The organism is Streptomyces tremellae, from assembly GCF_039540215.1.
GTDB classification, from domain to species: domain Bacteria; phylum Actinomycetota; class Actinomycetes; order Streptomycetales; family Streptomycetaceae; genus Streptomyces; species Streptomyces tremellae.
Genome location: NZ_BAABEP010000001.1, coordinates 299405 through 319282, shown reverse-complemented (window position 1 = coordinate 319282; position 19878 = coordinate 299405). Strand labels below are relative to the sequence as shown.

Sequence of the window (19878 nt, the reverse complement as noted above, 5' to 3'; positions counted from 1 at the left end):
ACAGTACTCCATTCGGGGCCACCGGGGAGGAGAGACGCGCCGCCCGGGTTCCGCGGAGCCCGCGGGGACACGTGTTCCGCACCCCGCCCCGAGGGTGTTGCCCTTCACACAATCCGCCGGAGCGGAACCTCTCGCTTCGCCCATCAGTCCCCATCTGGTGCAAGCTGGGACAGTCGTCGAGCAGGGGTTGGAGATGGATCAGAAGCTGGAGAGCGGGGCGAAACGCCACGACGGCGGGACGCACCCGGGGGAGGAAGGGGCGGAACGCAGGGCCGGGCGCCTCGATCTGAGCGTTCCCCAGGTCGCGGGCAGCGCCGTCGCCGCCGTCGCCGCCGCGGTCCTCGCCTCCCAGCTCGACGTGTACGGCACGATCATCGGCGCGGGCGTGGTCAGCGTGATCGCGACCTGTGGCGGATCGATTTTCCACTACCTCTTCCGGCGTACCGGCGAGCGCATCAAGGACGTCGCGGAGCAGGCCCGCCCGAGGGGCCGTCAGGTTCCGGCGCAGGCCACGAGCGCGGACGGCCACCACGCCCTGCCCGACACGCTCGACGTGCTCGGCGCCGACTACGGCGAGGCCACCACCCACGGCACCCGGCGCCGCGGCTGGAAGCGGCCGGTGCTCGGCGCCGTCGTCGTCTTCCTCCTCGCCATGGTCTGCATCACCGGCTACGAACTGGCCGCGGGCCACGACCTCAGCGGCAACGCCCGCACGACCATCGGCTCCGTGGTGAGCGGCGGGGGCGGCAGCGGCGGCCACACCCCGTCGCCCGCCACCCCGTCCACAGGGGATTCCGGGAAGCCGCAGAAGTCCGCGGGCGGCGGGCAGGACGGCTCCACCGGGCCCGGCGGGGGCGCGAGCACCTCGCCGAGCCCCGGCGGCGGCCGGAGCCAGGGCGACGGCCGCGCGAGCACGAGCCCCGGCGGCCGCACCCCGTCGCCCGGCACGACGCCCTCGGGCGGCACCGGGCAGAGCCCCACCGTGCCCACCCCCTCGCCGAGCACGGGGGACGGCGGCGACGGCGCGAGCGCGCCCGGCGAGGCCCCCGACGGTGCGGGCGCGCCCGCCGCGGGCTGAACCGGCGGCTCGCCCGGCTCGCTCGGAGCGGCGAGCCGGGCGGAAAGCCCCGGGCGTGGCGAACGGGGCGCAAAGGTACGTGTGTTCTCCGGGGGAGCCGGGTGCCCCGCGGCTCACCCGCCCAGCACGCGGCGCAGGTAGTCGTTGCCGAAGACCCGGTCGGGGTCGAGCCGGTCCCGCACCGCGGTGAACTCACCGAACCGCGGATAGACCCCCGCCAGGTACTCCGCGTCCCGCGAGTGCAGCTTCCCCCAGTGCGGCCGGCCGCCGTGCGCGACCATGATCCGCTCCACCGCGCCGAAGTACGCCTGGTGCGGCGTGCCCCGGTAGAGGTGGACGGCGATGTACGCGCTGTCCCGGCCCGACGCCGTCGACAGCGCGATGTCGTCGGCGGGGGCCGTCCGCACCTCCACGGGGAAGCTCACCCGCAGCGGCGAGCGGTCCACCGCCGCCTTCACCTCGCGCAGCGCCGCGGGCGCCGCCTCCCGGGGCACCGCGTACTCCATCTCCACGAAGCGCACCCGCCGCGGCGACGTGAACACCTTGTAGGGGATGTCCGTGTACGTACGGGCCGACAGCGCCCGGCTCGACACCCGGGCGATCGCCGGGATCGCCGCGGGCGCGGCCCGGCCGACCGAGCAGGCGACCTTGAACGCCCCGTTGGACAGCACCTCGTCGTCGAGCCAGCCCCGCAGCAGACCGGGCGGCGCGGCGGGACCCGCGCTGCGGTTGTTCCGCTTGGTGTTGCAGTTCGAGGTGTGCGGGAACCAGTAGAACTCGAAGTGCTCGTTCCCGGCGACGTGCTCCTCGAACTCGGCGAGCACCCGGTCGAGGCCCATCGGCTCCTCGCGCGCCGTCAGCAGGAAGACCGGCTCGACGGCGAAGGTCACCGACGTCAGCACGCCGAGCGCGCCGAGCCCGACCCGCGCGGCGGCGAACACGTCGGGGTTCTCCTCCCGCGAGCAGCGCAGCAGCGACCCGTCGGCCGTGACCAGTTCGAGCGCCGTGATCTGCGCCGCGATCGACGCGGACGCCCGGCCGGTGCCGTGCGTGCCGGTCGAGACGGCGCCCGCCACCGTCTGCGCCATGATGTCGCCCATGTTCGTGAGCGAGAGCCCCGCGCGGGCGAGCGCCGCGTTCAGCGCGCGCAGCGGGGTGCCCGCGGCGACGGTGACCGTGCCCGCGGCGCGGTCGAGCGCGAGGATGCCGGTGAGCCGGTCCGGGCGTATCAGCACGCCGTCGGTGGCCGCGGCCGCCGTGAAGGAGTGGCCCGTGCCGGCCGCCTTCACCTTCAGCCCGTCCGCGACCGCCTCGCGCACCGCGTGCGCGACCTCCGACGCGGTGGCGGGGGCGGCGGTGCGGGCGGGGCGCGCCGTGACATTGCCCGCCCAGTTGCGCCAGAGCCCCGGGGCGCCAGGGTCACGCCACCGGAGCCGCGGCCTCCTGGCCGTCCTGGCACTCACCGCCGCTGCCGGTCCCCCCGGCCTGTTCGCGCTGTTCTCCGAGGTGCTGCGGGACTCCATCGGCCTCACGCCCTTTCCGCCGGGACACGGTGGCCGGCCTGCTCAGCCGGCGGTGGCCGAGCAGTGCCACCACGGCCGCGGCCGCCCCCGCCGCACCGGGCACCGCGTACCCCGCGCGCGCCCCCGCGGCGTCGACCACCCAGCCGGCGGCCGACGAGCCGAGTGCGACGCCGACGGAGAGCCCGGTACTCGTCCAGGTCATGCCCTCGGTCAGCGCGCTGCGCGGTACGTGCGCCTCTACGAGGCCCATCGTCGACACCATGGTCGGTGCCACCGCGAGCCCCGCGACGAACAGCGCCACGGCCAGGAGCGGCAGGCTCCCGGCCAGTTGGAGGGGGATCATACTCACGGCCATCGCGAGGACACCCACGAGCCAGCGCCGCGCCACCGGGCCGGAGAGCCGCACCAGGCCGAACAGCGCGCCTGCGAGGCACGAGCCCAGCGCGTACGCGGCGAGGACCAGGCTGGCGCTGCCCTTGTGCCCCAGCTCGTCCGCGTAGGCCACGGTGACCACGTCCACCGCGCCGAAGACGGCACCCGTCGCCACGAAGGTGGCCACGAGCACCTGGAGCCCGGTCGAGCGCAGCGCGGAGCGCCCGCCGTGCCCTGCGGGCGGGTGCGCAGCGGGCTCCGTCGGGCGCTGGGCGCACAGCCAGGCCACCCCGGCCAGCAGGAACACCCCAGCGACCAGCGGGCCGGCCTCGGGGAACCACGACGTCGACAGGCCGATGGAGAGGATCGGGCCGACGATGAAGCAGACTTCGTCGACCATCGACTCCCAGGAGTAGGCCGCGTGCAGTCGCCGGTCCCCGCCGCGGTGCAGCGCCGCCCAGCGGGCCCGCACCATCGCGCCCACGCTCGGCACGCACCCCGTGCAGGCGGCGAAGAGGAACAGCGTCCAGTCGGGCGCGCCCCGGGCGGCGCACGCCAGCAGCCCGGCCAGCGCCACCGCGGAGAGCAGCGCGGCGGGCCTGAGCGTGCGCCGCTGCCCGTACCGGTCGACGAGCCGGGAGACCTGCGGCCCGAGCAGCGCCACCGACATCGCCATCGTCGCCGACAGCGCGCCCGCGAGCCGGTAGCGCCCCGTCAGCTGCGAGACCATCGTCACCACGCCGATGCCGGTCATCGAGAGCGGCATCCTGCCGAGCAGCCCCGCCGCGCTGAACTTCCAGGCGCCGGGGGCGGCGAAGATCTCGCGGTAGGGACTGGCCACGGCACTCTCCGGCGCTGCTGTGGTGGGGAAACGGGGTGGGGGACAAGGGCGCGGCGGTAAGGGACCGTACGCGCCCGTACAGGTTACGAGCTCCGCGGTGCCGGTTGTGACGCGATATGCGCGCGGTGGGAGGATCGGAGCCATGCCCGAGCACCCAGACACAGCCCCCTATGACGCCCTTCTGCTGCTGTCCTTCGGTGGCCCCGAAGGACCGGACGACGTCATCCCGTTCCTGGAGAACGTGACGCGCGGACGCGGTATCCCGCGTGAGCGGCTCAAGAAGGTGGGGCAGCACTACTACCTGTTCGGCGGCGTGAGCCCGATCAACGAGCAGAACCGGGTGCTCCTCGACGCCCTGCGCAAGGACTTCGCGGAACACGGCGTCGACCTGCCGGTGCACTGGGGCAACCGGAACTGGGCGCCGTACCTCACGGACACCCTGCGGCGCATGGTCCTCGACGGCCACCGCAGGATCGCGGTCCTCGCCACCAGCGCCTACGCCTCCTACTCGGGCTGCCGCCAGTACCGCGAGAACCTCGCGGACGCCCTCGCGACCCTGGCGGCCGAGGGGCTCGCACTGCCGCGGGTGGACAAGCTGCGGCACTACTTCAACCACCCGGGGTTCGTGCGGCCCGTCATCGACGGCGTCCTCGCCTCGCTCGCCGACCTGCCGGGGGAGGTGCGCGACGGCGCCCACCTCGCCTTCACCACGCACTCCATCCCGATCGGCGCCGCCGACACCTCGGGGCCGGCGCCGGGCCACGGCCACGGCGGCGCCTACGTCGCCCAGCACCTCGACGTGGCGCGCGTGGTCGCCGCCGCCGTCACCGAGGAGACCGGCGTCGAGCACCCGTGGGAACTCGTCTACCAGTCCCGCAGCGGAGCCCCCGGCACGCCCTGGCTCGAACCGGACATCTGCGACCACCTGGAGTCCCTGCACGGCGCGGGAGCCCCCGCCGTCGTCATGGTGCCCATCGGCTTCGTCTCCGACCACATGGAGGTCCTCTACGACCTCGACACCGAGGCCACCGCCAAGGCCGCGGAACTCGGGCTCCCCGCCCGCCGCTCGCCCACCGTCGGCGCCGACCCGCGCTTCGCCGCCGCCGTGCGCGACCTCCTCGTCGAGCGCGCCGCGACCGAGCGGGGCGAACCGCGCGAGCGGTGCGCGCTCGGCGCGCTCGGTCCCGGCCACGACCTGTGTCCGATCGGGTGCTGCCCGGCGCGCGCCCCCAGGCCCGCCGCCGCGGGCGCCGACAGCCCGTACGCCTGAAGGAGCCCCGCGTGAGTGACGCACCGCACGACCCGTACACCGACCCCGATCCCGAGCTGACCGCGCGGCTCCTCGCCCTCGCCCTCGAAGCGGCCGAGGCGGCGGGCGCCCTGCTGCGCGACGGCAGGCCCGACGACCTCGCCGTCGCCGCCACCAAGTCGAGCCCCGTCGACGTGGTGACCGAGATGGACATCGCGGCCGAGAAGCTGATCACGTCCTTCCTCGCGCGCCACCGCCCCGACGACGGGATCCTCGGCGAGGAGGGTGCGAGCACCGAGGGCACATCGGGCGTCCGCTGGGTGGTCGACCCGCTCGACGGCACCGTCAACTACCTCTACGGGCTGCCCACCTGGGCCGTGTCGATCGCCGCGCAGCGCGACGGCGAGACCGTCGTCGGCGTCGTCGCCGCGCCCATGCGCCGCGAGACCTACCGCGCGGTGCGCGGCGGCGGCGCCTGGGCGGGGGAGCGGCGCCTCGCCGTCCGCCCCTCGCCCGCCCTGGACCAGGCCCTGGTGTCGACCGGCTTCAACTACGTCACCACCGTCCGCACCCACCAGGCGGCCGTGGCGCAGCGGCTGATCCCGAGGCTGCGGGACATCAGGCGGGCCGGCTCCGCGGCGATCGACCTGTGCGACGTGGCCGGGGGCCGCCTCGACGGCTACTACGAGCGCGGGCTGCACCCCTGGGACTACGCGGCGGGCGACCTGATCGCCCGCGAGGCCGGCGCCCTCACCGGGGGCAGGCCGGGGGAGCGGCCGCACGACGGGCTCACCGTGGCGGCCTCGCCCGGCGTCTTCGGCCCCCTCCAGGCCCTGCTCGACGAGTACGGCGCCTGGCACGACTGAGCTGCCGCGCCTCTCCGCACGCGCAGGGGCCCCGGTGCCGATCCCCTCGGCACCGGGGCCCCTGCGGTCCGCCATGGCGGCGGCGGGCGCTCCGCGGCTCACACGCCGGCCGCGCCCACCTCGACGCCGTGTTCCGCGGCGAGCCGGCGCAGATCCTCCAGCTCCTCCTGCTCGACGTCGGCGAGGAAGTCGTCGCCTTCCTCGCGTGCCCTGGTCAGATCGGTCTCGGTCGTCCTTATGCGCTGCAGCAGTCCTGCGGTGAATGCGTCCATTGCGCCCCCTCGTCGTGGGTCAGTGGCACGGGGGTGTGCCGACGTGGTGGTCGGGTGGCACGGAAGTGCCGACGGCGGGTGATCACGATCCCTCTGCCTACTGGAAAACAGAACGCGGAAGGAACGGCCGCGCTCGGGAGTGATCTCGGGTGTGAAGGGCTCATCCCCATGCCGGGCGGGCAGGAAACCTCAACTTCTCCGGTCTTCCCGGCTATTCCCGCCGGATCTTCGCCCCGCCGCCCCGCCGGGCGGCAGCCGCGGGCGCCCGCGCGCGGCGTCCGTCGGCGTCTTACCGCCGGTTTACGCGCGAAAAGGGCAGGATGGGGGCGCAAGCGGCATGGTGACGCCTGCCCCGGTGAGGGGCGCGGGGTCTCGGAGGAAGGATCACGGACGTGCGTGTACTCGTCGTCGAGGACGAGCAGCTGCTCGCCGATGCGGTGGCGACCGGACTGCGCCGGGAGGCCATGGCGGTCGACGTCGTGTACGACGGGGCCGCCGCCCTCGAACGCGTCGAGGTCAACGACTACGACGTGGTCGTCCTCGACCGCGACCTCCCCCTGGTGCACGGGGACGACGTCTGCCGCAGGATCGTCGAGCTCGGCATCCCCACCCGCGTCCTCATGCTGACCGCCGCAGGGGACGTCAGCGACCGCGTCGAGGGCCTTGAGCTGGGCGCGGACGACTACCTGCCGAAGCCGTTCGCCTTCACCGAGCTGACCGCCAGGGTCCGCGCGCTCGGCCGCAGGACCACCGCGGCGCTGCCGCCCGTGCTCGAACGCTCGGGAATCAGGCTCGACCCCAACAGGCGCGAGGTCTTCCGCGACGGCGCGGAGATCCAGCTCGCGCCCAAGGAGTTCGCGGTACTCGAAGTGCTCATGCGCAGCGAGGGCGCCGTCGTCTCCGCGGAGCAGCTGCTGGAGAAGGCGTGGGACGAGAACACCGACCCGTTCACGAACGTCGTGCGGGTGACGGTGATGACGCTGCGCCGCAAGCTCGGCGAGCCGCCCGTGATCGTGACGGTGCCCGGCTCCGGCTACCGGATCTGACGGCCGTGGCCTCGCACCCGACGCCCCCCGAGGCGCCGCCGAAGCCGACCTGGGACCCGCGCTGGCCCGCTGAGCAGGTCGTGCCGTGGCTGCGCCCCACGATCCGGATACGGCTGACGCTGCTGTACGGCGGCATGTTCCTGATCGCCGGCATCCTGCTGCTCTCGATCATCTACCTGCTGGCCGCGCAGGCGTTGAACGTCGGCAGCGACCTGCCGTTCCAGATCGTCTCCGGCACCATCACCAGCAAGGTCTGCAACTTCGGCGGTCTCACCACCGCCGACCAGTTCAACAGCGCCATGAACCAGTGCGTGAACCACGAGCGCGCGCAGGCCCTCGACGACCTGCTCACCCGCTCGCTGTTCGCGCTGGTCGGCCTCACGGTCATCGCGTTCGCCTTCGGGTACGCGATGGCAGGACGGGTCCTGTCGCCCCTCGGCCGGATCACCCGCACGGCGCGCCGCGTCGTCGGCTCCGACCTCTCCCGGCGCATCGAGCTCGACGGTCCCGACGACGAGTTCAAGGAGCTCGCCGACACCTTCGACGAGATGCTGGAGCGCCTTGAGCGCGCCTTCTCCTCGCAGCAGCGGTTCGTGGCCAACGCCTCCCACGAGCTGCGGACACCGCTCGCGATCAACAGGACACTCCTCGAAGTGCACCTCTCGGATCCGGGGGCGCCGGTGGAGCTCCAGCAGCTCGGCCGGACGCTGCTCGCCACCAACGAGCGCAGCGAGCAGCTCGTCGAGGGGCTGCTGCTCCTGGCCCGCAGCGAGAACGAGCTGGTGGAGCGGAAACCGGTCGATCTGGCCGAGGTCGCCACGCGCGCCGTCGACCAGGCGTCCGCCGAGGCCGAGCAGAAGGGCGTCGAGCTGCGCGCGCACTGCGCACCCGCCGTCGTGCAGGGCAACGGTGTGCTGCTGGAGCGGATCGCGCTCAACCTGGTGCAGAACGCCGTCCGGTACAACGTGGCGGAGGACGGCTGGGTCGAGGTCCGTACGGACGTCCAGCAGGGTCAGGCGGTCCTGGAGGTCTCCAACACGGGACCCGTCGTGCCCGCCTACGAGGTGGACAACCTGTTCGAGCCGTTCCGGCGGCTGCGGACGGAGCGCACCGGCAGCGACAAGGGCGTCGGCCTGGGGCTTTCCATCGCACGCTCGGTCGCCAGGGCGCACGGAGGGCGCATCGTGGCAGATCCGCGCGAGGGAGGCGGACTCGTGATGCGTGTCACGTTGCCCATGTGACCCCGTGCCTCAGGTGCCGCAGGAGCCCCGACTTTGTTCGCTTTGCGCGGAATTTTCGCCATGGTGCGGGATCGGTCTCCTGTGCGAGGGATCACAGGAATGTTTTCGCATTCATCTACGTTCAGTGATCAAACATCTGTCGGAAGGCCGGTAACGTCCGGGTTTCCGAGGGGTGAGATCACGGGAAGTACACGGGGTGGTGCCTGCGTCGCACGACCTCATGACCGTGTACGGTCCCCTTCGCCACCCGGAGCCGATCATCCGTGAGCAGCGCTTTTGGGTGTCGATTGAGTAACAGACCTTGATGTGAGGCAAAATCTCCGCCTCAGGTCGGGCACAAGTCCGGCCTCTCACGCGTTACGTGCGCTGGAGACACCACAGACACCCACAGGGGGAGAGCACTGAGATGGCTACCGACTACGACACCCCACGCAAGACCGACGACGACGTCGACCAGGACAGCCTGGAGGAGCTGAAGGCCCGGCGGAACGACAAGTCGACCTCCGCGGTCGACGTCGACGAGTTCGAGCAGGCCGAAGGGCTCGAACTGCCCGGCGCCGACCTCTCCAACGAGGAGCTCTCGGTCCGCGTCCTGCCTCGCCAGGCGGACGAGTTCACGTGCATGAGCTGCTTCCTCGTGCACCACCGCTCGCAGCTGGCCCGGGAGAAGAACGGCCAGCCGATCTGCCGCGACTGCGACTGATCCGGCGATCGTGGCAGGCGACTCCTCTTCTGGGACGTCACGGGACTCCGGGGATCCACGGGATCCACGGGACTCCCGCGATTCGCGGGGATCCCGGAAGACCAGGAAATGGCGCCTCGGGCCGAAGTCCGACCAGGCTTCGACCCCGGCGCACCAGGGCGGCGAGGACACGGCGGCGGGCGCCTTCGAGGCCCCCGAGCGCTCCGGACACTCCGCCGCCCCCCTGCCCCCGGGCAGTGGCGCACAGGACGACGAGCAGGGCCCGACGGCCTCGCTCGAAGCCGGGCACCAGGGCCCCGGCGGTCCTGCCGACCCGGACGGCGCGGAGGAGCCTCCCAGGGCGAGGGGGCGCTTCGACACCGTGCGGCGGGGCGTACGCAAGGGCGGGGCGGGCGCGAAGGCCGGCCTCGGATTCGTCGCCGACCGCATCCTCGACATCGCGCCGCGCATCCCGGTGCGCGACCTGGAGACCCTGCGCAGGCACTTCCCGGGGCTCGGTCCCGAGGAGATCGCCGACAAGCTCGTGGCGGGCGCCGCCGCGAGCAGCGCCACGGTCGGCGCGGGCGTGGGAGCCGCGGCGATGCTGCCCGTACCCCCGGCCCTTCCGGCCGAGCTGGCCGCCGAGATCACCGCCGTGGCCGCCATCGAGATCAAGCTCATCGCCGAGCTGCACGAGGTCTACGGCCGCCGGCCGCCCGGCGGCGTCAGAGAGCGCGGCCTCGCCTATGTGACGGCGTGGACCGAGGAGCGCGGCGTGGAGGTCACCCGGCCCGCGACGTTCAGCGGCGCCCTCAGCAACACCGTCAAGCGCGAGCTGCGCCAGCAGATCATGAAGCGCACCGTGCGCAGCCTCCCCAACCTGGTCCCGTTCATGATCGGCGCCGCGGTCGGCGCGATGATGAACCGCAGGGACACCCGGCACGTCGCCGAGCACGTACGCAAGGACCTGCGCAAGAAGCAGGTGGCCTGGGACGACCTGCCCGCGCTCCCGCCGATCGAGCGCCCCGCGCCCGCTGAACTCCCGCCCGAGCTGCCGAGGGACCTGGGCGACTGACCTGGCGCTCTGCATGGTCCAGGCGACCGGGTGACCGGGTGCCTGGTAGGACCGGTCAGGCAGGTCAGACCAGCTGTGCGCCGTCCAGCGCCGCGGCGAGCCCCCGCGGGTCCCGCGTCGACAGGTAGGCGTAGGGCGTCGGGTCGGCCGGGTCCGTGATCTCCACCCGTACCGCCGTGGCGACATAGCTGCGCAGCAGCATGAACGCCCGTGGGTCCGCCTTGTGCAGCCGCCAGGCCCTGGTCTCCTCCGGGTCCAGCACCTCGGGCTCCCCGAGCGCCGACAGCGGGATCTTCGCGTCGCCCGCCACCAGGGAGTCCCCGACCACGCGGATGCGCACCGAGCCGTACGAGCTGACGCAGCCCATCGCGACCGCACCCGCGCCGACCAGGCCCGCGAGCATGGGGATCGGGCCGAGCGGAAGCAGGATCAGCGCCCCGCAGACGCCGAACAGGCCGGCGATGACCCACCAGGACTTGGGCGCGGTGAGACGCTCTTCGTAACGCACGGCGGAAGGCTCCATGGGGGCTAGCTTGGCATGCCGGCCTGTGGGACCCCTCGCGCGGGTAAGGTCTGCGCATGTGAGCCACACCCCACTGAGAACCCCCGTTGACGTCCTCATCCGCCGCGTCGATGCCGAGGTGCCGATCCCCGCGTACGGGCACCCGGGCGACGCGGGAGCGGACCTGGTGACCACCGAGGCCGCCGAGCTGGCGCCCGGCGAGCGCGCGGTACTGCCGACCGGCGTGTCCATCGCCCTGCCCGACGGGTACGCGGCCTTCGTGCACCCGCGTTCGGGCCTCGCCGCCCGGTGCGGAGTGGCTCTCGTGAATGCCCCCGGGACGGTGGATGCCGGGTACCGTGGAGAGATCAAGGTGATCGTGGTCAATCTGGACCCGCGCGAGAGCGTGCGGTTCGAGCGGTTCGACCGGATTGCCCAACTGGTGGTCCAGCAGGTCGAGAAGGTCCGCTTCCACGAGGTGGCGGAACTGCCCGGTTCCGCTCGGGCCGAGGGGGGCTTCGGGTCCACCGGTGGTCATGCCGCCACGGACGGTGCACAGGGTGGGAATCGATACGCTTCGGTCGTATCCGACCGGGAAGGACAGTGACGTGTTCGGACGTCGCAAGAAGAATGGTTCCGCACAGGACGCGACGGACGCGGCCGGCGAGGACGCGACGCTCCTCGACGGCACTGACGCCGGCGAAGACGTGACGGTCCAGGAGCGGGGACAGGACCCGTCGGAGGACGGCGGCGGCCGCCGCGCGAACCTCCCTCCTGCGCCCCGCCCCGACGGCCCCTGGGACATCTCCGAGGTCTCCAAGCCCGATGACGGCAGGGTCGACCTCGGCGGCATGTTCGTGCCCGGGGTCGAGGGCATGGAGCTGCGCGTCGAGGTCGCGGGCGACGCGATCGTCGCCGCCACGGTCGTGCTGCGCGACAGTGCCGTGCAGCTCCAGGCGTTCGCCGCGCCCAAGCGCGAGGGCATCTGGGGCGAGGTCCGCGAGGAGATCGCCACGGGCATCACCCAGCAGGGCGGCATCATCGACGAGGTCGAGGGCCCGCTCGGCTGGGAGCTGCGGGCCCAGGTGCCCGTGCAGCTGCCGGACGGCACGGGCGGGGTGCAGATGGTGCGCTTCGTCGGCGTCGACGGCCCGCGCTGGTTCCTGCGCGGCGTGATCTCCGGCCAGGGCGCGGTCCAGCCGGAGGCGGCCGGCCTGCTCGAACAGGTCTTCCGCGACACCGTCGTCGTCCGCGGCGAGGGCCCGATGGCCCCCCGCGACCCGATCGTGCTCAAGCTGCCGAACGACGCGCAGATGGTCCCCGAGGGCGTGCAGCAGGAGGAGCAGGAGGGCTCCCGTTTCTCCGGCGGCATGGGCCAGCTCCAGCGCGGGCCCGAGATCACCGAGGTGCGCTGAGCAGCCCAGCCTGGCACCGCAGCGCCGACGCCACGGGCCGTACTCCTTCCACGGAGTGCGGCCCGTCGCCATGTCCGCGGGCCGCCGCGGGTCACGGGGCGGGGCGTACGGACCGCGTCAAAGCCGCGGGCCGGGCCGTACGGGACCCGTCAACGCGCGTCACACGCTCCTTAGCGGGGGGTTTCCTCAAAGGCGTCAGGAACTTCCCTCCCGCACCTAGGAGCACACGATGGCCGACGTGGCCTTCGTCCTCACCACGCTCGCCGCCTTCGCACTGGTGGCCGTCGTCGCGAAGGCGGTGGCGAAGCTGTGAGCGCAGAGAACGTCATCGGGCTCGTCGTGGCGGCCGCCCTGCTGGTCTACCTGGTGGTGGCGCTCGTCCTCCCCGAGAGGTTCTGAGCATGGGCCCCGTACCCTCCGCCGTGCTCCAGCTGCTGGCCCTCACCGCCGCACTCGGGCTGACCTACCGGCCGCTCGGCGACTACATGGCAGGCGTCTACCGGTCCACGAAGCACTGGCGGGTCGAGAGGTGGCTCTACAGATGCGTCGGCGCCGACCCCGACACCGGGATGCGCTGGCCCGCCTACCTGCGCGGAGTCCTCGCCTTCTCACTGGTCGGCGTGGTGTTCCTCTATCTGATGCAGCGCCTCCAGGGCGTGCTGCCCGGTTCGCCCGGCTTCGCGTCCGTCAGCCCGGCCCTGGCCTTCAACACCGCAGCGTCGTTCGTCGCCAACACCAACTGGCAGGCGTACGCGGGTGAGCAGACCATGGGCCACCTCGTGCAGACCGGCGGCCTCGCGGTGCAGAACTTCGTGTCGGCGGCCGTCGGCATGGCCGTGGCGATCGCCCTCGTGCGCGGCTTCGCACCTTCCCACGCCCGGCTCCGCTCGCGCGGGGGGACCCCCGTCCGTACCGGCGAGCTCGGCAACTTCTGGGCTGACCTGGTGCGCGGCACCGTCCGCATCCTGCTGCCCCTCGCCCTGGTCGGCGCGGTCCTGCTGGCCGCCACCGGCGTCATCCAGAACGTCGCGGGCGTGCACGACGTCGGCCAGTTCATTGGCGGCCCGCAGCAGTGGGACGGCGGCGCCGTCGCCTCCCAGGAGGCCATCAAGGAGCTGGGCACCAACGGCGGCGGCTACTTCAACGCCAACTCCGCGCACCCCTTCGAGAATCCCAACGGGCTCTCGAACCTCCTGGAGATCTTCCTGATCCTCGTCATCCCCTCCGCCCTGACCCGTACCTTCGGCACGATGGTCGGCTCGGTCAGGCAGGGGTACGCGGTCCTCGGCGCGATGGCCGCGATCTGGCTCGGCTTCACCGCCCTGACGCTGTGGACCGAGTTCCACCACGGCGGCCCGGCCTTCGACCTCGCGGGCGCCTCCATGGAGGGCAAGGAGACCCGGTTCGGCGTCGGCGGCTCCTCGCTGTTCTCGACGGCCACCACCCTCACCTCCACCGGCGCGGTCAACTCCTTCCACTCGTCGTTCACCGGGCTCGGCGGCGGGCTGACCCTGCTGGGGATGATGCTCGGCGAGGTGGCGCCCGGCGGCGTCGGTTCCGGCCTGTACGGCATGCTGGTGCTCGCGGTCATCGCCGTCTTCGTGGCCGGCCTGATGGTCGGCAGGACGCCCGAGTACCTCGGCAAGAAGATCGGCTCGCGCGAGATGAAGTTCGCGGCCGTCTACCTGCTGGTCACGCCCACGCTCGTGCTGGTCCTCACCGCGCTGTCCGTGGCGCTCGCGACCCCGCGGGACTCGGTGCTCAACACGGCGGCGACCGCGGTGTCCGGCTCCCACGCCCACGGCTTCTCCGAGATCCTCTACGCCTTCACCTCGGGCGCCAACAACAACGGCTCCGCCTTCGCGGGCCTCGACGCCGACACCGACTGGTACGACACCACGCTCGGCCTCGCCATGCTGCTCGGCCGCTTCGTGCCGATGGTCTTCGTGCTCGCGCTCGCAGGATCACTCGCCGAGCAGCGGCCCGTACCCGAGACCGCGGGCACCCTGCGCACCCACAAGCCGCTGTTCGCGACCCTCCTCGTCGGCACGACCGTACTCGTCACGGGCCTGACGTACTTCCCCGCCCTGGCGCTCGGCCCGCTCGCGGAAGGGCTCGCGTCATGACCCCGTCCCGTCAGGAACAAGAGGACGCACCCATGTCCACCACCGCCACCCGGGCCCCCGCGCCCCACCAGGAGAAGCCCGCGGGGAGCGGGCGCGTGGGCGGCGGCCTCTTCGCCCCCGCCGCGCTGCTGCGGTCCTTCCCCGAGGCGTGCAGGAAGCTCGACCCGCGGGTGATGGCCAAGTCTCCCGTCATGTTCGTCGTGGAGATCGGGGCCGTACTGACCACGGTCTACGCCTTCGGGACGCCGGGCGACGGGTTCGGCTGGGCGGTCGCCGGCTGGCTGTGGCTGACGGCGGTCTTCGCCAACCTGGCGGAGGCCGTCGCCGAGGGGCGCGGCAAGGCACAGGCCGACACCCTGCGCAGGGCCAAAACCGACACCGTCGCCCGGCGCCTGAGGGACGGAGCGGAGGAGCGCGTGCCCGGCACGGAGCTGGGCGTCGGCGACCTGGTGGTCTGCGAGGCGGGCGACACCGTACCCGGCGACGGCGACGTCGTCGAGGGGGTCGCCTCCGTCGACGAGTCCGCGGTCACCGGCGAGTCCGCCCCCGTCATCCGCGAGTCGGGCGGCGACCGCAGCGCGGTCACCGGCGGCACCAGGGTCCTCTCCGACCGTGTCGTCATCAGGATCACCACCAGGCCGGGCGAGACCTTCATCGACCGGATGATCAAGCTGGTGGAGGGCGCGGCCCGGCAGAAGACGCCCAACGAGATCGCGCTGAACATCCTGCTCGCGTCCCTCACGACCGTCTTCCTGACCGCCGTCGTCACGCTCCAGCCGTTCGCCTCGTACGCTGACGCCCCGCAGAGCGGCATCGTGCTGATCGCCCTGCTCGTCTGCCTGATCCCGACGACCATCGGCGCCCTGCTCTCGGCGATCGGCATCGCGGGCATGGACCGCCTCGTGCAGCGCAACGTGCTCGCCATGTCGGGCCGCGCGGTCGAGGCCGCGGGCGACGTCTCCACCCTGCTGCTCGACAAGACGGGCACCATCACGCTCGGCAACCGCAGGGCGGCGGAGTTCGTGCCCGTGCCCGGCGTGGCCGAGGCGGAGCTGGCGAGCGCCGCGCAGCTCTCGTCGCTCGCCGACGAGACCCCGGAGGGCCGCTCCGTCGCCGCGCTCGCCAAGGAACGGTACGGGCTGGGCGAGCGCGCCGGGGGCGAGCCGGCCGGCGCCGCGTGGGTCGGCTTCACCGCCCAGACCCGGATGTCCGGCGTCGACCTGGCCGAGGACGGCGCCGTCCGCCGGGTGCGCAAGGGCGCCACCGGCTCCGTGGCCGCCTGGGTGCGCGAGCACGGCGGCACCGTCCCCGACGACGCGCAGGCCCTCACCGACCGCATCGCCCAGGCGGGCGGCACCCCGCTGCTCGTCGCGGAGGCGGGCACGGGCGGCGCGCGGGTGCTCGGCGTGATCCACCTCAAGGACGTCGTCAAGGAGGGCATGCGCGAACGCTTCGACGCGCTGCGGCGGATGGGCATAAGGACCGTCATGGTCACCGGCGACAACCCGCTCACGGCCCGGGCCATCGCCGACGAGTCCGGCGTGGACGACGTCCTCGCCGAGGCGACACCCGAGGACAAGATGGCGCTGATCAAACGCGAACAGGCCGGCGGGAAGCTCGTCGCCATGACGGGCGACGGCACCAACGACGCCCCGGCCCTCGCCCAGGCTGACGTCGGCGTCGCCATGAACACCGGCACCTCGGCAGCCAAGGAGGCCGGGAACATGGTGGACCTGGACTCGGACCCGACGAAGCTCATCGAGATCGTCGGGATCGGCAAACAACTGCTCATCACCCGGGGCGCGCTGACGACCTTCTCCCTCGCCAACGACGTGGCCAAGTACTTCGCGATCCTGCCCGCGATGTTCGCCGCGGCCTACCCGGGCCTCGACAAGCTGAACATCATGCGGCTCGACTCGCCGCAGTCCGCGATCATGTCCGCGGTCGTCTTCAACGCGCTGGTCATCGTCGCGCTCGTACCGCTCGCCCTGAAGGGCGTGCGCTACCGGCCGCAGAGCGCCGACCGGATGCTCCGCAGAAACCTGCTGGTCTACGGCCTCGGCGGGCTGGTCGCGCCCTTCGCCGGCATCAAGGTCATCGACCTCCTCCTGTCCACCGTCCCCGGCATCCGGTGATCCCCATGGCACACACCACCACCTCCGCACGCGGCACCGTCCGCCTCCTGTGGGCCGGGCTGCGCGCCCTGCTCGTCCTCAGCCTCGTCACCGGCGTCCTCTACCCCCTCGCCGTCACCGGGATCGCGCAGGCCGCCTTCCCCGGCAAGGCCAACGGCTCCGAGGTCACCGACCACGGCAGGGTCGTCGGCTCCTCCTCCATCGGGCAGACGTACGACCTGCCCCGGAAGAAGGGCCAGAAGGGGCGGCAGACGCCCGGGCCCGACCTGCGCTGGTTCCAGCCGCGTCCCTCCGCCGGCCTGGGCTCCAACCGGGCGAACGGCCTCAACACCCGGTACGACCTGCTGGTCTCCGGCGCCTCCAACCTGGCAGGCGACAACAAGGACCTGATCGCAGCGGTACGGGAGCGCAAGGCCGCCGTGGCCGAGGACAACTCGGTCCCCGGCCACGCCGTCAGGCCCTCCCAGGTGCCCGCGGACGCCGTGCTGTCCTCGGGCTCAGGCCTCGACCCCGACATCTCCCCCCAGTACGCGGACCTCCAGGTCCACCGGGTCGCGGCGGTCGACCACCTGTCCGTCGCCCAGGTCCGCGGACTCGTGGACGAGCACGTCAGGGGCCGCGTCCTCGGCTTCGTCGGGGAGCCCAGGGTCAACGTCCTCCAGCTCAACACCGCCCTGCGGGACCTGATCACGGCCCACGGCCGCTGACCCCGCCCGCGCCCGGCCCCGAGGCGCGCCCCGGGGCCGCGGCAGCCGTCAGAATCGCGTCAAGACGCCCCCCGCGCACCCTTCCCGTACCTTTCCTCCTGGTGGGCGGGGGTAGCGTCGGACCCGTCGGCGCGGCCAGTGCGCCGGACGTACCGGCTCGTACCGGAAGGCGCCGGAAAGCACCGGAAGACAATGGAGCCATGGGACGCGGCAAGCTTCGGATCTACCTCGGCGCCGCACCTGGCGTCGGCAAGACCTACGCGATGCTCTCCGAGGCCCACCGCAGGGCGGAGCGCGGCACGGACGTCGTCGTCGCCTTCGTCGAGCACCACGGCAGGCCCCGCACGGAGGTCCTGCTGCACGGCCTCGACCAGGTGCCGCGCAAGGAGACCGAGTACCGCGGCGCCGTCTTCACCGAGATGGACGTCGACGCCGTGCTGGCCCGCAGGCCCGCCGTGGCCCTGGTGGACGAGCTGCCGCACACCAACGTCCCCGGCTCCCGCAACGCCAAGCGCTGGCAGGACGTCGAGGAACTGCTCAAGGCGGGCATCGACGTCGTCTCCACCGTCAACATCCAGCACCTGGAGTCACTCGGCGACGTGGTGGAGACCATCACGGGCGTCCGCCAGCGCGAGACCGTCCCCGACGAGGTCGTCAGGCGCGCCGACCAGATCGAGCTCGTCGACATGTCGCCCGAGGCGCTGCGCCGCCGCATGGCGCACGGCAACATCTACCAGCCCGACAAGATGGACGCCGCGCTCTCCCACTACTTCAGGCCCGGCAACCTGACCGCGCTGCGCGAGCTCGCCCTGCTCTGGGTCGCCGACCGGGTCGACGAGTACCTCCAGCAGTACCGCGGCGAGCACAACATCCGCTCCACCTGGCAGGCGAGGGAGCGCATCGTCGTCGGCCTGACCGGCGGCCCCGAGGGCCGCACCCTGATCCGCCGCGCCGCCCGGATGGCGGCCAAGGGCTCGGGCAGCGAGATCCTCGGCGTCTACATCGCCCGCAGCGACGGCCTCACCGCCCCCTCGCCCAAGGAGCTGGCCGTCCAGCGGACCCTGCTCGAAGACCTCGGCGGCACCTTCCACCACGTCATAGGCGACGACATCCCCTCCGCGCTGCTCGACTTCGCGCGCGGCGTCAACGCCACCCAGATCGTGCTCGGCTCCAGCCGCCGCAAGACCTGGCAGTACGTGTTCGGGCCGGGCGTCGGCGCCACCGTCGCCCGCGACTCGGGCCCCGACCTCGACGTGCACATCGTCACCCACGACCGGGTCGCCAAGGGCCGCGGCCTGCCCGTTGCCCGCGGCGCGCGCCTCGGCCGCTCCCGGATCATCTGGGGCTGGCTGCTCGCCGTCGTCGCGCCGGTGCTGCTCACCCTGCTGCTGTCGTCGCTCTCCGACCCGCTCGGACTCTCCAACGACGTCCTGCTTTTCCTCTTCATGACGGTGCTCGCCGCCCTCTTCGGCGGCCTGCCGCCCGCGCTCGCCTCCGCTGCCCTCAGCTCGCTGCTGCTGAACTTCTTCTACACGCCGCCCGCCCACACCCTGGACATCGCGGAGCCCAGGAACGTCGTCGCGCTCGTGGTCTTCTTCGCGGTCGCGGTCTCCGTGGCGTCCGTGGTCGACCTGGCGGCCCGCCGCACCCACCAGGCCGCGCGACTGCGCGCCGAGTCGGAGATCCTTTCCTTCCTCGCGAGCAGCGTCCTGCGCGGCGAGACCACCCTGGACGCGCTGCTCGAACGGGTGCGGGAGACCTTCGCCATGGAGTCCGTCGCCCTGCTCGAACGCGCCGGCGACGTCGACCCCTGGACCAGCGCGGGCAGCGTGGGGCCCGAACCCTGCGCCAGGCCCGAGGACGCCGACGTGGACATGCCCGTGGGCGACCACATGGCGCTCGCACTCTCCGGCCGTGTACTGCCCGCCGAGGACCGGCGCGTGCTCGCCGCGTTCGCCGCGCAGGCCGCCGTCGTACTCGACCGCCAGCGCCTGATCGGCGAGGCCGCGCGCGCCCGCGAACTCGCCGAGGGCAACCGCATCCGCACCGCGCTGCTCGCCGCCGTCAGCCACGACCTGCGCACGCCGCTCGCCGGCATCAAGGCAGCCGTCACCTCGCTGCGCTCGCAGGACGTCGAGTGGTCGGGGGAGGACGAGGCGGCGCTGCTCGAAGGAATCGAGGACGGCGCGGACCGGCTCGACCACCTCGTCGGCAACCTCCTCGACATCACCCGCCTCCAGACCGGCACCGTCACCCCGATGATCCGCGTCCTCGACCTCGACGAGGTCGTCCCGATGGCGCTGGTCGGCGTGGAGGAGGGGAGCGTCGGCCTGGACATCCCCGAGACGCTTCCGATGGTCGCCGTCGACGCCGGGCTGCTGGAGCGCGCCGTCGCCAACATCGTCGAGAACGCCGTCAAGTACAGCCCGCCCGAGCGGCCCGTCTCCGTCGCCGCGAGCGCCATCGGCGACCGCGTGGAGCTGCGCGTCGCCGACCGCGGACCCGGCGTCCCCGACGACGCCAAGGACCGCATCTTCGAGCCCTTCCAGCGCCATGGCGACGCGCCGCGCGGCGCGGGCGTCGGCCTCGGCCTCGCCGTGGCCCGCGGCTTCGTGGAGGCCATGGGCGGCACCCTGGCGGCCGAGGACACCCCCGGCGGCGGCCTCACCATGGTCCTCACCCTCAAGGCGGCCGCAGGGGACACCGCGGCACGCCCCGAAGTCCCCGCCGGGGCCGCCTCGTGACCCG

Annotated in this window: 18 protein-coding genes; 14 read left to right on the top strand and 4 right to left on the bottom strand. The window is 72.9% G+C overall.

Annotation, left to right across the window (positions count from 1 at the left end; all coding sequences use genetic code 11):
* Positions 1-193: 193 nt before the first annotated feature.
* The gene (locus ABEA77_RS01420; protein WP_345640037.1) at positions 194-1078 is read left to right on the top strand and encodes a hypothetical protein; all 885 of its coding nucleotides are present in this window, start codon (positions 194-196) and stop codon (positions 1076-1078) included.
* A gap of 113 nt (positions 1079-1191) precedes the next feature.
* Here ABEA77_RS01420 and ABEA77_RS01415 read toward each other — a convergent pair whose 3' ends face one another.
* Complete coding sequence (locus ABEA77_RS01415) at positions 1192-2541, bottom strand: D-arabinono-1,4-lactone oxidase (RefSeq protein WP_345640035.1); 1350 nt, start codon at positions 2539-2541, stop codon at positions 1192-1194.
* Positions 2498-3814 (bottom strand): MFS transporter, encoded by a 1317-nt coding sequence (locus ABEA77_RS01410; RefSeq protein WP_345640033.1) that lies wholly within the window; start codon positions 3812-3814, stop codon positions 2498-2500. The genes ABEA77_RS01415 and ABEA77_RS01410 overlap by 44 nt, the downstream gene beginning before the upstream one ends.
* Before the next feature lie 142 nt (positions 3815-3956).
* On the opposite strand from ABEA77_RS01410, the gene ABEA77_RS01405 reads away from it, so the two are divergent.
* Positions 3957-5084: a ferrochelatase gene (locus ABEA77_RS01405; RefSeq protein ID WP_345640032.1), complete on the top strand. Its 1128-nt coding sequence runs from the start codon at positions 3957-3959 to the stop codon at positions 5082-5084.
* An 11-nt stretch (positions 5085-5095) separates the two neighbouring features.
* Positions 5096-5929 (top strand): inositol monophosphatase family protein, encoded by an 834-nt coding sequence (locus tag ABEA77_RS01400; RefSeq protein ID WP_345640031.1) that lies wholly within the window; start codon positions 5096-5098, stop codon positions 5927-5929.
* 98 nt (positions 5930-6027) lie between these two features.
* On the opposite strand, the gene ABEA77_RS01395 is transcribed toward ABEA77_RS01400, so the two are convergent.
* Positions 6028-6201: a hypothetical protein gene (locus ABEA77_RS01395; protein ID WP_345640028.1), complete on the bottom strand. Its 174-nt coding sequence runs from the start codon at positions 6199-6201 to the stop codon at positions 6028-6030.
* A 392-nt stretch (positions 6202-6593) separates the two neighbouring features.
* On the opposite strand from ABEA77_RS01395, the gene ABEA77_RS01390 reads away from it, so the two are divergent.
* The 4 genes from ABEA77_RS01390 to ABEA77_RS01375 all read left to right on the top strand — a co-directional run bounded on the left by ABEA77_RS01390 (position 6594) and on the right by ABEA77_RS01375 (position 10245).
* Positions 6594-7247: a response regulator transcription factor gene (locus tag ABEA77_RS01390; protein WP_345640027.1), complete on the top strand. Its 654-nt coding sequence runs from the start codon at positions 6594-6596 to the stop codon at positions 7245-7247.
* Positions 7248-7252: 5 nt separating this feature from the next.
* The gene (locus ABEA77_RS01385; protein ID WP_345640025.1) at positions 7253-8488 is read left to right on the top strand and encodes a sensor histidine kinase; all 1236 of its coding nucleotides are present in this window, start codon (positions 7253-7255) and stop codon (positions 8486-8488) included.
* A 406-nt stretch (positions 8489-8894) separates the two neighbouring features.
* Complete coding sequence (locus ABEA77_RS01380; protein WP_030350183.1) at positions 8895-9191, top strand: DUF4193 domain-containing protein; 297 nt, start codon at positions 8895-8897, stop codon at positions 9189-9191.
* A 10-nt stretch (positions 9192-9201) separates the two neighbouring features.
* Positions 9202-10245 carry a hypothetical protein gene (locus ABEA77_RS01375; RefSeq protein WP_345640023.1) on the top strand — a complete coding sequence of 348 codons (1044 nt, stop codon included), beginning with the start codon at positions 9202-9204 and terminating at the stop codon, positions 10243-10245.
* Positions 10246-10309: 64 nt separating this feature from the next.
* Here ABEA77_RS01375 and ABEA77_RS01370 read toward each other — a convergent pair whose 3' ends face one another.
* A complete protein-coding gene (locus tag ABEA77_RS01370) occupies positions 10310-10768 on the bottom strand; it encodes a DUF3093 domain-containing protein (protein ID WP_345640021.1) in 459 nt (152 codons plus the stop codon).
* Positions 10769-10841: 73 nt separating this feature from the next.
* On the opposite strand from ABEA77_RS01370, the gene dut reads away from it, so the two are divergent.
* The 7 genes from dut (at position 10842) to ABEA77_RS01335 (ending at position 19874) form a co-directional block, all read left to right on the top strand.
* Positions 10842-11354 carry a dUTP diphosphatase gene (gene dut / locus ABEA77_RS01365; RefSeq protein ID WP_345640199.1) on the top strand — a complete coding sequence of 171 codons (513 nt, stop codon included), beginning with the start codon at positions 10842-10844 and terminating at the stop codon, positions 11352-11354.
* Position 11355: 1 nt separating this feature from the next.
* A complete protein-coding gene (locus ABEA77_RS01360) occupies positions 11356-12162 on the top strand; it encodes a DUF3710 domain-containing protein (RefSeq protein ID WP_345640019.1) in 807 nt (268 codons plus the stop codon).
* Between the two features lie 309 nt (positions 12163-12471).
* A complete protein-coding gene (kdpF, locus tag ABEA77_RS01355) occupies positions 12472-12561 on the top strand; it encodes a K(+)-transporting ATPase subunit F (protein WP_345640017.1) in 90 nt (29 codons plus the stop codon).
* Between the two features lie 2 nt (positions 12562-12563).
* Positions 12564-14288 (top strand): potassium-transporting ATPase subunit KdpA, encoded by a 1725-nt coding sequence (gene kdpA / locus ABEA77_RS01350; RefSeq protein ID WP_345640015.1) that lies wholly within the window; start codon positions 12564-12566, stop codon positions 14286-14288.
* A 32-nt stretch (positions 14289-14320) separates the two neighbouring features.
* Positions 14321-16423, top strand: coding sequence for a potassium-transporting ATPase subunit KdpB (gene kdpB, locus ABEA77_RS01345; protein WP_345640013.1), 2103 nt, complete (start codon positions 14321-14323; stop codon positions 16421-16423).
* A gap of 5 nt (positions 16424-16428) precedes the next feature.
* Entirely contained in the window at positions 16429-17130 is a 702-nt protein-coding gene (locus ABEA77_RS01340; protein WP_345640011.1) for a potassium-transporting ATPase subunit C, read from the top strand.
* A gap of 200 nt (positions 17131-17330) precedes the next feature.
* Positions 17331-19874, top strand: a complete 2544-nt coding sequence (locus ABEA77_RS01335) for a DUF4118 domain-containing protein (RefSeq protein ID WP_345640009.1) — start codon at positions 17331-17333, stop codon at positions 19872-19874.
* Positions 19875-19878: the final 4 nt, after the last annotated feature.

Excerpts from the sequence above, each read along its gene's own strand:
- kdpA (WP_345640015.1), top strand. The coding sequence starts at position 12,564 with ATGGGCCCCGTACCCTCCGCCGTGCTCCAGCTGCTGGCCCTCACCGCC.
- ABEA77_RS01405 (WP_345640032.1), top strand. The coding sequence starts at position 3,957 with ATGCCCGAGCACCCAGACACAGCCCCCTATGACGCCCTTCTGCTGCTG.
- ABEA77_RS01340 (WP_345640011.1), top strand. The coding sequence starts at position 16,429 with ATGGCACACACCACCACCTCCGCACGCGGCACCGTCCGCCTCCTGTGG.
- ABEA77_RS01370 (WP_345640021.1), bottom strand. The coding sequence starts at position 10,768 with ATGGAGCCTTCCGCCGTGCGTTACGAAGAGCGTCTCACCGCGCCCAAG.
- ABEA77_RS01395 (WP_345640028.1), bottom strand. The coding sequence starts at position 6,201 with ATGGACGCATTCACCGCAGGACTGCTGCAGCGCATAAGGACGACCGAG.
- ABEA77_RS01335 (WP_345640009.1), top strand. The coding sequence starts at position 17,331 with ATGGGACGCGGCAAGCTTCGGATCTACCTCGGCGCCGCACCTGGCGTC.
- ABEA77_RS01420 (WP_345640037.1), top strand. The coding sequence starts at position 194 with ATGGATCAGAAGCTGGAGAGCGGGGCGAAACGCCACGACGGCGGGACG.
- ABEA77_RS01380 (WP_030350183.1), top strand. The coding sequence starts at position 8,895 with ATGGCTACCGACTACGACACCCCACGCAAGACCGACGACGACGTCGAC.
- kdpB (WP_345640013.1), top strand. The coding sequence starts at position 14,321 with ATGTCCACCACCGCCACCCGGGCCCCCGCGCCCCACCAGGAGAAGCCC.